Here is a 12737-nt window from a genome sequence, read left to right as displayed (position 1 = left end):
AGTGACAAATATACCATGTTTTAACGTTTCGAAAACCGCCATTTGTATATTTTGTCACCCTTGTAACTTATGCCTTAGCAAACGTCGTGTGCCAAGACTTACCCGCTTTGCTCGCAAGCACTAATAACGCAGGAACAATCAGGAACATTTGCAGAGCAATCATCACTTGCGACGTTAAATCAAGACGTTGCATGGTACCCACAAGAAGCCCTGAACCGCTCATTTGGAACAAGCCAAGCAGCGCAGCAGCTGTACCCGCACGGTCACCGAAAGGTTCTAGAGCTTTACCTGCCGCAGCACCAAGAATCCAAGCAAAGCCAACTGACGATAAGAAGATCGGTAGCATGAACGCGATTGGAGTAGCGTGCTCAGCAAGCACCAACATAATCACACCCGCTAAGCCCAGCGTCGAGATACCAACCACCAGTGCTTTATAGGTACCAAAACGGTCCATAAATTTAGGTGCAGTAAACGCAGCTGCAATGTTGATGGCCGCATTAACACCAAACCAGAAAGTAAACTCTTTCATGGTCAGGCCTAGGTTTTCCATCAACACAACTGGTGCAGAGGTTACATAAGCGAGGATAACCGCCATCGCCATCAGACACAAGGTTGCGTGGAAAAGGAATGATGGTGTTTTCAATACTGACCAGTATCGCTCAAGCTTGAATACCGCAACCTTTTCTGTCGCAGGGTTAGACTCTTTCATTTGGAAGAATAAGATAGTGCCAACAACGACAGCAAAGCCTGCCATAAAGCTAAAGTTCGAGCGCCAACCAAATTGATGTGTTAACCAAGCGCCAAGAATGGGTGCCAAAGCAGGAATAAAACAGATTGCACCATTAAGGTAGCTGATCATACGGCCACTCTTCTCTGGGCCAAATAGATCGCGAACCGTTGCAAAGGCTGCTACAGAAGTCGCACAAGCTCCTAAGCCTTGTAGCAGCCGAGCCATTAGCATCATATCAATCGATTGAGCTGCCCACGCCAAGCAAGCACTCAATGCATAGATACTAACACCTCCCAATGCAACGGTTCGACGTCCTAGCTTATCAGCCAAAGGGCCAGCAAATAATTGCCCGACACCCATGGCGAATAAAAACCAGGTAATCGTATCTTGTGCTAGTGCATGTTCCACGTGAAACGCTGTCGAAATTTGTGGCAGAGCTGGTAGGTAGATATCAATAGCCAGAGGGCTAAATAAAACCAACATTGCCAATAAAGCAACCTGCAGTTTACTAGGGGTTGGAAGCGCGTTAGAAGGCACAAGATTCTCCGAATGAGTTAATTTAGGTGCATAATAACCAACTAAAGATATGAACAAAAATGGCATATACTCATTAGCATTATTCCAAATAGGAAACTCATATGAATATTGAGAAACTATCGCGCCTCGACCTCAATCTATTAGTTTGCTTGCAGGTGCTGATGGAAGAGCTAAGTGTGACTCGCACCGCCCACCGATTGTGCCTAAGCCAGTCAGCGGTTAGTAAGTCATTGGCCAAACTTCGTGAGCAATTTAATGATCCCCTTTTCACGCGAAGTGCTCATGGTCTGCGACCAACACCAAAGGCGGTCTTTCTCAAACCTCGATTAGAAACGCTGATCAACCAACTTGATGTGCTCACCCAACCAGAGACCTTCATTCCCAACAACAGTGACCACAGTTTTCACATTGCGGCTGTTGAGAGCGTTTACCCACTTATTCTTCCGCACTTCTTACCAGCAATATTTCGACAAGCGCCTAAGGTCAATATCAACACCCACGCGTGGACCGAGCAAACCTTTAAGAAGCTACAGCTTGGTGAGTTAGATATCGGACTCACAGGCAAAGACATCGACATCAACGACGCGCGCTTAACCATGCTGCCGCCAGACGACATCTGCGAACAAGAGATCTACCGTGATGCACAGATGTGTGTATTAAGGCGTAACCACCCTGCTCTAAGTGGTAAATGGGATTTGGGAACCTACCTTGCGCAGCGTCATGTACAAGTAAGATGTGATGGGAACGATCGATGGCTGCTCGACTACAAACTAGCTGATCTTGGTCATCAGCGAGATATCGCTATTTCTGTTCCAGACTTCAATAGCGCCGCAAGCCTATGTACCTACACCGACTTTGTGTTTACTGCACCAAGCCACTTTACTTACCTCGTCGCCAAGCAACTCGACTTAGTGGTTGTCCCTTTACCGATGGAATTCCCACCGATGGCATACACTCTGTTTTGGCACCGTGACAGAGAAAATGACCCAGCGTTAACTTGGCTACGAGATATCATCAAAGAAAAAACTCTGCACCTTAGATAAAAATGGCGTACAGCGTTTGCAGCAAACGAACAAAAGCGCTAGCTTATTGACCTAATAAGTCCCCTCGCATGTATATCGACTGTGAGTGTTAACAAGGACCCTAACAATAAGGATAAACACAGATGCACAATATCACTGCTGAACGCGTTGCTGCGGTTCGAGCTTGGCTTGAAACAAACAACCTAGATGCCGTTATCATTCCACATGAAGACGAATATCTAGGTGAATACGTTCCTGCTCATAACGAGCGACTTCACTGGTTAACAGGTTTCACTGGCTCTGCTGGTGCGGCAGTTATCACTCGTGAGAACGCTGCTATTTTTGTTGATGGTCGCTACACGGTTCAAGTTCGTAAGCAGGTACCAGCAGAGTTATTTGAGTATCGCCACCTTATTGAAGAGCCGGCTTTAGATTGGATCACCAGTTCTCTAGCACAAGGCAGCAAGGTTGCATTCGACCCACGCATGCACACTGCTGCTTGGTTGAAAGGCGCTCAAGCTAAACTGGCAGAGAAAGTTGAACTAACAACACTATCTTCGAATCCAATTGATGAGCTTTGGTCTGATCGTCCTGAGCCTGTCGTGTCTGATGTTCGCTTAATGGCAACAGACGCAGTAGGCCAATCAAGTGAAAGCAAACGTGCGGAGATTGCTGGCTTACTAAAAGCCAAAGGTGCTGATGCCGCTATCCTTACGGAACTCGATTCGATCTGTTGGTTGCTTAACATTCGCGGCTTGGACGTATCTCGCCTACCTGTTGTGTTATCCAATGCGATCATCCACGCCGATGAAAGCGTCGACTTCTTCCTAGACCCAGCTCGTATTCCTACGGGCTTTGAAGCACACGTTGGCAATGGTATTCGCGTATCTCACCCATCAGAGCTTGAAGCACGCCTTCAATCTTTGGAAGGCAAAAATGTATCTGTCGATTCAGGTACCAGTAACGCTTGGTACACGCTGGTTCTACAAAACTCTGGTGCTCATATCATTGAAGCAGCAGACCCATGCCTAATGCCAAAAGCAGCAAAGAATGAAACTGAAATTGCCGGCATGAAAGCGTGTCACATTCGTGATGGTGTTGCGATGGCGAAGTTCCTATCTTGGATTGATGCAGAAGTCACGCAAGGTAATCTGCACAATGAAGCTGTGCTAGCAGACAAAGTTCAATCATTCCGCGAACAAGACCCAACGCTGATGGACCTAAGTTTTGACACGATTTCAGCAGCAGGCGGCAACGCAGCAATGTGTCACTACAACCACGAGAACCAACCTGAACCAGGTCAGTTAGAGATGAATACTCTTTACCTAGTCGATTCAGGCGGTCAGTACCTAGATGGTACAACCGACATCACTCGAACTATCGCGATTGGCCAGCCAAGCGACGAAATGATCCAGCAGTTCACGTTAGCGCTTAAAGGTCACATCGGTATCGCGCGTGCACGTTTCCCACAGGGTACTCGTGGTTTCCAACTTGATATTCTAGCTCGCCAACACTTATGGGCAGAAGGCTTCGACTACGACCACGGTACTGGTCACGGTGTTGGTCATTTCCTAAGTGTTCATGAAGGTCCGCAAAGCATCTCTAAGAAGCTAATCGATGTACCTCTTGTTGAAGGCATGGTGTTATCAAACGAGCCGGGTTACTACCGTGCAGATGAATTTGGTATCCGTATCGAAAACCTAGAACTGGTGGTTGAGCTGCCAACTCAAGGTGACTTCTCAGTACTAACGTTTGAGTCGCTAACACGTTGCCCTATCGATAAGCGCAACATCAACGTCGATTTACTGACACGACCTGAACTTGCATGGCTTAATGATTACCACCAGAAAGTATGGAACGATGTTAGCCCATTAGTTGAAGGTGATACATTGGAATGGTTACGCCAATCAACCACTCCACTTGCTCATGCTTAATGCTTAGCTAATTCAAACTTAATGAAATGAAAAACGGCTACCTTAGGGTAGCCGTTTTTATTTGTCGATTTAACTTCGTCGATGTTTCACGTGGAACATAAATCTGTGTGTTCGCTAACCAGAGTAAGCACTGTGCCAGTCTCGCCACACAGGATCAAAACCACGTTGACGAATCATTGACTCAACATCGGCAGCACTTCGCGCATCACTTATTTCAAATTGCTCGAGTTCTTCTTCATCAGAAGCATAACCACCAGGCTGGGTTTTAGACGCAGCCGACATACTGGTGATTCCCAATGGCAACACATTGTCGCGGAAAGCTGCAGACTCACGAGTCGAGAGAGACAATTCAACCTCAGGGTTTAATAAGCGATACGCACAGATAAGTTGAACCAACTGTTTATCACTCATAATCGATTTAGGCTGCAAACCACCCTCACACGGACGAAGACGTGGGAATGAAATCGAGTAACGTGTTTGCCAATAAGTACGCTCAAGATAGTCTAAGTGAGCGGCCACGAAGAAACAGTCGGTACGCCAATCTTCCAAGCCAATCAAAGCGCCAATACCTATCTTATCAATACCCGCTTTTGCCAAACGATCGGGCGTTTCGAGCCGGTATTCAAAATCCATTTTATTGCCACGCAAGTGGTGTTCCGCGTAGGTACTTGGGCTATACGTTTCTTGGTAAACCATCACCGCATCTAAGCCGAGAGTTTTAAGCTCTGCGTAGTCATCTTGATCAAGCGGCTGCACTTCCATCGCAAGATAGTTAAATTGTGCCTTAATATTCGGTAGCACTTCACGGAAGTACTTCATCCCGACCTTGGTTTCATGTTCACCAGTCACCAACAATACACTATCAAACTTCATCTTTTTGATAGCGGCACTTTCAGCATCGATTTCATCTAAAGTAAGTGTGCGACGCTTAATGCGGTTCTCCATTGAGAAACCACAATACGTGCACGCATTCGCACATAAGTTTGAGAGGTAAAATGGAATATACAACGACATTGTATTGCCGAATCGCTTGCGTGTGAGTGCCAACGATTGTTGCGCCATCTGCTCTAAGTAAGGTTCTGCTGCCGGAGAGATAAGAGCCTTAAAGTCTTCCAAGTCGCGTTTAGGTTTACTCAGAGCGCGCTCAACATCCGCTGCCGTTTTACTGAAGATGGACATACCAATGTCATCCCAGTTGAGCTGTTTAAATCGATCAACAAACGTCATAAGGACACTACTCGTCTAGGAATGAAGTTAGCGGACTAGAAGCAACCGCATGAGACACCTGTCCAGCAAGACCAGAAAGGTAAGCCATACGGCCAGCTTCAACTGCCAGTTTAAAAGCAATCGCCATATCAACGGGTTGTTGAGAAGCCGCAATTGCAGTATTAACTAACACGGCATCCGCGCCCATTTCCATTGCACGAGCAGCATGAGATGGCGCACCAATACCAGCGTCAACAATCACAGGGACGTTCGCTTGGTCGATAATGATCTCTAAGAAGTCTGCCGAAGCAATACCTTTGTTCGACCCAATCGGCGCACCTAGCGGCATAACCGCAGCACAACCCACCTCTTCCAATCGTTTACACAACACTGGGTCAGCATGACAGTAAGGCAACACAACAAAGCCATCTTTAACCAGTTGCTCAGCCGCTTTTAATGTCTCAATTGGGTCTGGCATCAAGTACTTTGGATCAGGGTGAATTTCCAGTTTGAGCCAGTTTGTGCCTAGCGCTTCGCGAGCCAAATGCGCAGCAAAGATGGCATCCTTCGCGTTCTTCGCCCCGGAGGTATTTGGTAACAAGTTCACGCCAGCATCAATGATGGGCTGTAAAATATCATCTTGCTCAGAGCGAATATCAACTCTCTTCAACGCCATGGTTGCCAGTTGAGAACCGGAAGCTTCGATAGCACTCGCCATTAAATGTTTATTCGCGAACTTGCCCGTTCCAGTAAAGAGTCGTGATTGAAATGTTTTATCTGCGATAGTTAACATAGTTAGCCTCCTGCAATAGCTTGGAAAAGAGAAATAGCATCGCCTTCATTGACGACCCTTTGTTGCCACTGACTACGCGGGACAACCGCATTATTGATAGCAAAGACACAACCCAGATCGGGTAGTGAAAGCGCTTGGATGATATCCGCTAGAGACGACGATTGTGCAACCTGTTCTGGTTGCTCATTGATAGAGATCGTTATGTTGCTCATTGGGTTTCTTCTTCTAAATGGTTAACTGTAGATGTGCAGCAAACGGGGCATTCACTATCTTGAGTGACACTTAAGTTTTGCCAGTTCATCGTCTGACCATCAAACAGTTTGAGCTGATGTGTTACAACCTGGAACTCGCCAGTGCTAATACGTTGAATCGCTGCCAGTGCTTGGAGGTTGCCTATGGTGCCAACAACTGGGCCGATGATGCCGCTATCGCTACAACGTGTCGTTTGTGGATGATGACTGAACGGGAACAAACAGTGATAGCACCCTTTCTGCATCTGATAATCAAAGACAATAAACTGACCTTTCCATCCGATCGCAGAACCAGAAACCAAAGGTGTCTTGCTACCAAAACATGCTTGGTTAACCTGCTGACGTGACTCAAAGTTGTCAGTACAATCCAACACCAAATCAGCGAGCATCACCTCAAGCTCAAGCTGGCTCTGAGTCATTCGCCTATTGATGGTTCTCACTTGGTTTCGACCATTAAGCTCAGTCAGTTTTTGCTTCAGAGCTTCGACCTTAGGCGAACCTAACTGGCTTTCCTTGAACGCAACTTGTCGTTGAAGGTTAGACGAATCCACACAATCATCATCAACTAATACGATTTTCCCGATACCGGAAGCCGCAAGATAGAGAGCCGCAGCATTGCCTAAGCCACCACAACCGATGACCAATACATGGCTATCTAATAGATTGCGTTGCCCTTGCTCACCCACTTCAGGAAGTGCGAGTTGTCGTTGATAACGAATGAATTCGAAATCATTCAGCATGACTTAGCTCCTGAGTTACCTCTTTAGCAGCACCTGAAGAACGGTCAGCCATTAATGCTTCGAAGAACTCAATCACTTGTTTTGGGTCTTCGGCTAACGTAATCGCACGTACAACAGCAAGGCTCGATACCCCACAACTCCACACCTGTGCGGCCGTCGACTGGTCAATTCCACCAATCGCAACTGTCGGATAACCGGTGAGTTCTTCTGTGTATGGGATAGTATCAATCAGCTGCTGATAGAGAGATAAACGCACAAGTCCTTGAGGCTTCGATGGCATCTGCTTAGTGGTGGTTGGGAATATATGCCCCAGCGCAATATAGCTTGGGTTGATTTGCACAATGCGTAGCAACTCGTAATAACCATGAGTCGATAGACCGATCTTAATACCAGCTTGGCTCAGTTGAGATAGGTTGGATTCTTCGATGTCCTCTTGCCCCAAATGAACACCAAAAGCATCATGCTTAAGTGCCAATTGCCAATAGTCATTGATAAAAACCTGAGCGTTGTGCTCTCTACCGAGTTCGATAGATCGCGCGATTTGTTGTTCTAAATCTGCTTGCTGTGGGTTCTTAATACGCAGTTGAACTGTGTTAATTCCAAGCTTGAGCAGCCTTTCGATCCACTCAACATCATCAACCACTGGGTATAGTCCTAGGCTACTCTTACTCAATTCCGGGAACGACAGTGATGTTCCTTGGTGCGCCCAACCAACACTAATATCCAGTCGCTCATCTTCGAGAACGGGAATAGGAAAGTTTTGATAGTTTGCTGGCCATGTTCCACGTGAAACACTAGATGCTGCGCGAGCTAAAACCAGTGCATCTTCTAATGGGAATTCCAACGCCAACAAAGTAAGTAACCAAGCAAAGTGGCCACGACTATCTAACTCCTGATGAGCTGGAGTTTCACTCTTGATAGCACGATTAGAATCTAGCTGTGACCAGATATCCAATGCAGCTGAGTCATCTAAGACACCGATATAGATGGTATTCGGAGTTTGTGCCAAGGCATCGCGGACACCAGCTAGCGCCACTGAATGACTGTAATAAACGATATGATCAAGCTCACTTGAGCGACACTCCGCCAATGAATCAACATCATGAGCAAAACCAATAGATAACGCTTGCTGAGCATCAACGATAGAGAAGCATTGAGTTGGGCTTACACCCAACTCAACTGCATCGGTTGCCAAGCCTTGTCGCTTAGCAACCAATAGACAGCTTTGCACCTCTCCCGTTAGCTCAATATTTTGAGATGGGATAAGAATCTTCACTGTCATTATTCCTCTAATTGAGCTTCTTTTGCGCCTACTGCTGGGTGATAAAGTTCAGAGCCAGTATCACGGAACTCTTGTGATTTCTGACGCATCCCTTCCAACGGATTATCAAGCATCTTAATCTCGATAGCCTGATCAGCAGCCACTTGTTCAGTGTCTTTCGCGTACTCTCGAACTTCTTGAGAGATCTTCATTGAACAGAATTTAGGTCCACACATAGAGCAGAAGTGAGCAACCTTGCCCGATTCTTGTGGCAGGGTTTCATCGTGGAAAGAACGGGCTGTTTCTGGATCTAAAGCTAGATTAAATTGGTCTTCCCAACGGAATTCAAAACGAGCTTTAGATAATGCATTATCTCGGATTTGTGCGCCCGGATGCCCTTTTGCCAAGTCTGCTGCATGTGCTGCCAGCTTGTAAGTAATCAAGCCAGTCTTCACATCTTCTTTATTTGGTAAGCCCAAATGCTCTTTAGGTGTTACATAACAAAGCATCGCACAGCCGTACCAACCAATCATCGCCGCGCCAATACCAGAGGTAATGTGGTCATAACCCGGTGCAATATCAGTGGTCAGCGGGCCTAACGTATAGAAAGGCGCTTCATGGCAGTGCTCTAACTGCTCATCCATGTTCTCTTTAATAAGATGCATAGGTACATGTCCAGGACCTTCAATGATCACCTGAACATCGTATTCCCAAGCCACTTTAGTTAACTCACCTAGAGTACGTAACTCCGAGAACTGAGCCTCATCATTGGCATCTGCAATAGAGCCAGGACGTAGGCCGTCACCTAGTGACAAAGCCACATCGTACTTCGCACAGATCTCACAGATCTCGCGGAAGTGTGTGTATAGGAAGCTTTCTTGGTGATGTGCAAGACACCATTTCGCGATAATAGAGCCACCACGAGAAACAATACCTGTCACACGCTTAGCCGTCATAGGAACATAACGAAGAAGCAAACCAGCATGGATAGTGAAGTAATCAACGCCCTGCTCCGCTTGTTCAATCAAAGTATCGCGCATCACTTCCCAGTTAAGGTCTTCGGCTACGCCATTCACTTTCTCAAGCGCCTGATACATAGGAACCGTACCAATCGGCACTGGGCTATTACGTAGGATCCATTCACGAGTCTCGTGGATATTACGGCCAGTAGAAAGATCCATTACGGTATCGCCGCCCCAGCGAGTCGACCATACTAGCTTCTCAACTTCTTCTTCAATCGAAGAGCTTACAGAAGAGTTACCGATATTGGCGTTCACTTTCACTAAGAAGTTTCGGCCAATAATCATAGGTTCTGATTCTGGGTGGTTGATGTTTGAAGGGATGATAGCTCGGCCTTCAGCGACCTCTTTACGCACGAACTCAGGGGTAATTTCTTTTGGCAGGTTTGCGCCAAAGTTATGGCCTGGGTGTTGGTGATTAAGCTGTTCATCAGCGAACTTCTGACGCCCCATGTTCTCACGTATCGCAATGTACTCCATCTCAGGAGTGATAATTCCCTGACGAGCATAATGCAGTTGAGTTACACATTGGTCGCCAGTAGCGCGACGAATTCGAGGCAGGTTTCCGTAACGAAGGTCGTCTAGGGTTTCATCTTCTAAACGTTCTTTGGTGTAAACAGAGCTTACATCATCGAGCAATTCCGTATCACCACGCTCTTCAATCCATTGCTCTCGCAACTTAGGAAGGCCACTATAAAGGTCTATTTCATGCGTAGGATCGGTATAAACACCTGAGGTGTCGTAGACATGAATTGGCTCATTAGGTTCGAATACAGGCTCTTTTTTGCTGCCACCAACAAGGCTATCTGCGAGGGATATTTCTCGGACAGGGACTTGAATGTCCGCTCGAGACCCTTGAATGTAAGCTTTTTTTGAGTTTGGATAAGGTTGTACAGATAAAGAATCAATGAAATTCGTCGCTTCCAGTCTTGCTTGTTTACGACTCGACATAGCATTTTTCCTTGGCTTTTAGCCATTATTTATAGGGATAAAAATGCTTGACGGATAAGATGCTACAAGAGGGATCACAGCAAGAAAATGCAGTTGTGATCTGGAGATAGATCTCTAGAAGGATTCTAGTTAGATATCTACTCTTGTTCCCTTCGCAGGTATTAGCCTGATCAGGTTCAACGGATCCCGAGTTAACGGTCTCAGCCATATGGCACTCCGACAAGTACGATCGAGTATATAAAAACGGCTTGGATAAACCAAGCCGAGTTGTTAACAAATCGTAAGAAAGTTTTAAGACTTTATCAGAAGTTGGAAGCCGATCCATGCGGCTGAAATACTGAGAACCACATTGAGCAGTACATTGAGCCCCATCTTGAAGAACGCACCCTGCTGCATAAGAAGCACGTTATCCATCGAAAACGTAGAAAATGTCGTCAGGGCTCCAAGGAAACCAAGACCGATGATCTGCCTCCATGGTTCTGTCGCAACCATTTCATTCTCAAACGCTGCGATAAGTAACCCCATAATTAAAGAACCAATTACGTTAACAGTCAGCGTACCATAAGGAAAACCACGCCCTAGCATCACCACACATAACTCTGAAATCAAATAACGCGAACAAGCACCAAATGCGCCACCAATGGCAATAAAACCTAAAATAGATAACTGACCCATGAATCCTCCCAAACAATAGTCCCTATATTCTAGCTTTACCGCCGATAAAAGCGAGGGTAGAAACTAAGAATGCATGCGCAAATATTAAACGTTACAGGTGTCACTTAACTTCAATATATCCCATTAAACCCGTTTTCATGTGTTCTATAACATGACAGTGGTACATCCAGCGGCCAGGGTTATCCGCAACAAATGCAGCTTTAGCTCGGCCGTTTTTTCCAAGTAACACGGTATCGGTGTGGAAAGGTTCTTCAATTTTTTTACCATCAAGTTCCAATACAGTGAATGTATGACCATGAATATGAATCGGGTGATGATATTGAGTGACGTTCTTAAGATCGAATATGTAAGTATTACCTAGATCTAAAGTCGCCAACGGCTCAGGGATATTATCTTTGCTCATCCCCTCCCATGCTCGTTTATTAGTAAGCCAAAATTTAGGCATCGATTTACCATCTTTAGATACAGGTGAAACTGCACCCTCCCACTCGAACACAAAATCGATCTCTTCAGCATTAGCAAGATCTAGGTTAGGTACTGGATTCAATGGTAATAATGGTAACACTCGCTCTTGAGTAAATGCTGAATCTACGACTTCAAATTCACACAAAGAAAAAGGGAAACGCCCCTTCATTTGGAGAACGTTAACTCGCTCACCAGCTTTAGGAGCAATCAGTCCGATATCAACACGCATCCCTGGACCAATTTTATGTTGAGTCAGTTTGTAAGGCATTTTCACAGGGTTACCATCAATGGCAATCACCCATGCCTCAGCCCCTTCGATAGCAATAGGATAAGTGATCGTATTATCGACATTGGCAATCCGCAGTCGAGTCGTTGCGTGCTGCTTTAATTGGTATACGGGTTCATGAACTCCATTAACACTACTCCACTCACCAGGAGTGCCCATACGAGCACTGAGTCGGGGAATCATTAAGTCTTTCCATTGACCTTGCTTGTCGATATGCCAATGTTTAAGCATCAATGCGTGTTCTTCGTCAAACTGCACGGGAGTGCTTTCTTCTACGATAATAAGACCAACCAACCCCATCCCAAGTTGTTTAACGCTATTCATATGTGGGTGATACCAAAATGTGCCGGCCTCTGGCGGCGTAAACTCATAAATGAATGTTTCACCTGGCATGATTGGTGGCTGACTTAAAAAGGCAACTCCATCCATTTCGATAGGAATTCTTAAGCCATGCCAATGAATAGTCGTCGGCTCTGATAGCTTATTCGTAAAACGAATTGTGACCTTTTCACCCTGTCGACATCGAATCGTCGGAGCTGGAATCTGTCCATTAAAGGCTAAAACATTGGTATCAAACCCCGCGACTAACTCAGCCATTGAAGGTTCTGCAGTTAAGTCATAAACATACTTTCCTTGCTCATCAACTGACCGGTTAATTGAGCAAGCGGGTAGAACAGTGAGTGCTGATATAGCGAGAGATGATTGAATAAACTTACGACGGGAAATATCCATATTTGTTGCCTTTTAGTAATAACGACTAAAATTTAACAAAATATTGAGAACAGTTCTCATAAAGAAGCGTAGTTTGTGCTGTTGGTTGTTTATAAAAGAGACTGGGATAAGTAAGCACTTATACCAATTAAAGTA

11 protein-coding genes and 1 riboswitch are annotated in these 12737 nt (G+C 45.7%); of the genes, 2 read left to right on the top strand and 9 right to left on the bottom strand.

Annotated elements, in window-relative coordinates; genetic code table 11:
• Positions 1-67 precede the first annotated feature (67 nt).
• Positions 68-1267 carry a multidrug effflux MFS transporter gene (locus AB4558_RS04980; protein ID WP_029235524.1) on the bottom strand — a complete coding sequence of 400 codons (1200 nt, stop codon included), beginning with the start codon at positions 1265-1267 and terminating at the stop codon, positions 68-70.
• A 101-nt stretch (positions 1268-1368) separates the two neighbouring features.
• Here AB4558_RS04980 and AB4558_RS04975 point away from each other — a divergent pair, with 101 nt between their 5' ends.
• Together AB4558_RS04975 and AB4558_RS04970 are read left to right on the top strand one after the other, a co-directional pair.
• Positions 1369-2310, top strand: a complete 942-nt coding sequence (locus AB4558_RS04975; RefSeq protein ID WP_004736656.1) for a LysR substrate-binding domain-containing protein — start codon at positions 1369-1371, stop codon at positions 2308-2310.
• 122 nt (positions 2311-2432) lie between these two features.
• Positions 2433-4223: an aminopeptidase P family protein gene (locus tag AB4558_RS04970; RefSeq protein WP_102393433.1), complete on the top strand. Its 1791-nt coding sequence runs from the start codon at positions 2433-2435 to the stop codon at positions 4221-4223.
• A 114-nt stretch (positions 4224-4337) separates the two neighbouring features.
• Here the strand turns inward: AB4558_RS04970 and thiH are convergent, their stop codons facing one another.
• The 8 genes from thiH to AB4558_RS04930 form a co-directional block, all read right to left on the bottom strand.
• Positions 4338-5450, bottom strand: coding sequence for a 2-iminoacetate synthase ThiH (gene thiH / locus AB4558_RS04965; RefSeq protein WP_372074376.1), 1113 nt, complete (start codon positions 5448-5450; stop codon positions 4338-4340).
• Between the two features lie 7 nt (positions 5451-5457).
• The gene (locus AB4558_RS04960; protein ID WP_017067772.1) at positions 5458-6222 is read right to left on the bottom strand and encodes a thiazole synthase; all 765 of its coding nucleotides are present in this window, start codon (positions 6220-6222) and stop codon (positions 5458-5460) included.
• A gap of 2 nt (positions 6223-6224) precedes the next feature.
• Positions 6225-6434, bottom strand: coding sequence for a sulfur carrier protein ThiS (thiS, locus tag AB4558_RS04955; RefSeq protein ID WP_017061316.1), 210 nt, complete (start codon positions 6432-6434; stop codon positions 6225-6227).
• Positions 6431-7213 (bottom strand): ThiF family adenylyltransferase, encoded by a 783-nt coding sequence (locus tag AB4558_RS04950; protein ID WP_372074378.1) that lies wholly within the window; start codon positions 7211-7213, stop codon positions 6431-6433. The genes thiS and AB4558_RS04950 overlap by 4 nt, the downstream gene beginning before the upstream one ends.
• On the bottom strand, positions 7203-8495 hold the full coding sequence (locus tag AB4558_RS04945; protein ID WP_017061314.1) for a thiamine phosphate synthase: 1293 nt from the start codon (positions 8493-8495) through the stop codon (positions 7203-7205). Before AB4558_RS04945 ends, AB4558_RS04950 begins: the two co-directional genes overlap by 11 nt.
• Positions 8495-10444 carry a phosphomethylpyrimidine synthase ThiC gene (gene thiC, locus AB4558_RS04940; RefSeq protein ID WP_372074380.1) on the bottom strand — a complete coding sequence of 650 codons (1950 nt, stop codon included), beginning with the start codon at positions 10442-10444 and terminating at the stop codon, positions 8495-8497. Before thiC ends, AB4558_RS04945 begins: the two co-directional genes overlap by 1 nt.
• A gap of 130 nt (positions 10445-10574) precedes the next feature.
• A riboswitch (TPP riboswitch) is annotated at positions 10575-10673 on the bottom strand.
• 62 nt (positions 10674-10735) lie between these two features.
• Complete coding sequence (crcB, locus tag AB4558_RS04935) at positions 10736-11119, bottom strand: fluoride efflux transporter CrcB (RefSeq protein WP_004736665.1); 384 nt, start codon at positions 11117-11119, stop codon at positions 10736-10738.
• Between the two features lie 100 nt (positions 11120-11219).
• A complete protein-coding gene (locus tag AB4558_RS04930; RefSeq protein ID WP_372074383.1) occupies positions 11220-12602 on the bottom strand; it encodes a multicopper oxidase family protein in 1383 nt (460 codons plus the stop codon).
• Between the last annotated feature and the right edge of the window lie 135 nt (positions 12603-12737).

The sequence above is a fragment of the Vibrio sp. 10N.222.51.C5 genome, assembly GCF_041474575.1.
Taxonomy (GTDB): Bacteria; Pseudomonadota; Gammaproteobacteria; order Enterobacterales; family Vibrionaceae; genus Vibrio; species Vibrio crassostreae_C.
Note: the sequence above shows the minus strand (reverse complement) of the source record. Positions and strands in the feature narration are given on the sequence as shown.

Excerpts from the sequence above, each read along its gene's own strand:
- crcB (WP_004736665.1), bottom strand. The coding sequence starts at position 11,119 with ATGGGTCAGTTATCTATTTTAGGTTTTATTGCCATTGGTGGCGCATTT.
- AB4558_RS04950 (WP_372074378.1), bottom strand. The coding sequence starts at position 7,213 with ATGCTGAATGATTTCGAATTCATTCGTTATCAACGACAACTCGCACTT.
- AB4558_RS04970 (WP_102393433.1), top strand. The coding sequence starts at position 2,433 with ATGCACAATATCACTGCTGAACGCGTTGCTGCGGTTCGAGCTTGGCTT.
- AB4558_RS04975 (WP_004736656.1), top strand. The coding sequence starts at position 1,369 with ATGAATATTGAGAAACTATCGCGCCTCGACCTCAATCTATTAGTTTGC.
- AB4558_RS04960 (WP_017067772.1), bottom strand. The coding sequence starts at position 6,222 with ATGTTAACTATCGCAGATAAAACATTTCAATCACGACTCTTTACTGGA.
- thiH (WP_372074376.1), bottom strand. The coding sequence starts at position 5,450 with ATGACGTTTGTTGATCGATTTAAACAGCTCAACTGGGATGACATTGGT.
- thiS (WP_017061316.1), bottom strand. The coding sequence starts at position 6,434 with ATGAGCAACATAACGATCTCTATCAATGAGCAACCAGAACAGGTTGCA.
- thiC (WP_372074380.1), bottom strand. The coding sequence starts at position 10,444 with ATGTCGAGTCGTAAACAAGCAAGACTGGAAGCGACGAATTTCATTGAT.
- AB4558_RS04930 (WP_372074383.1), bottom strand. The coding sequence starts at position 12,602 with ATGGATATTTCCCGTCGTAAGTTTATTCAATCATCTCTCGCTATATCA.
- AB4558_RS04945 (WP_017061314.1), bottom strand. The coding sequence starts at position 8,495 with ATGACAGTGAAGATTCTTATCCCATCTCAAAATATTGAGCTAACGGGA.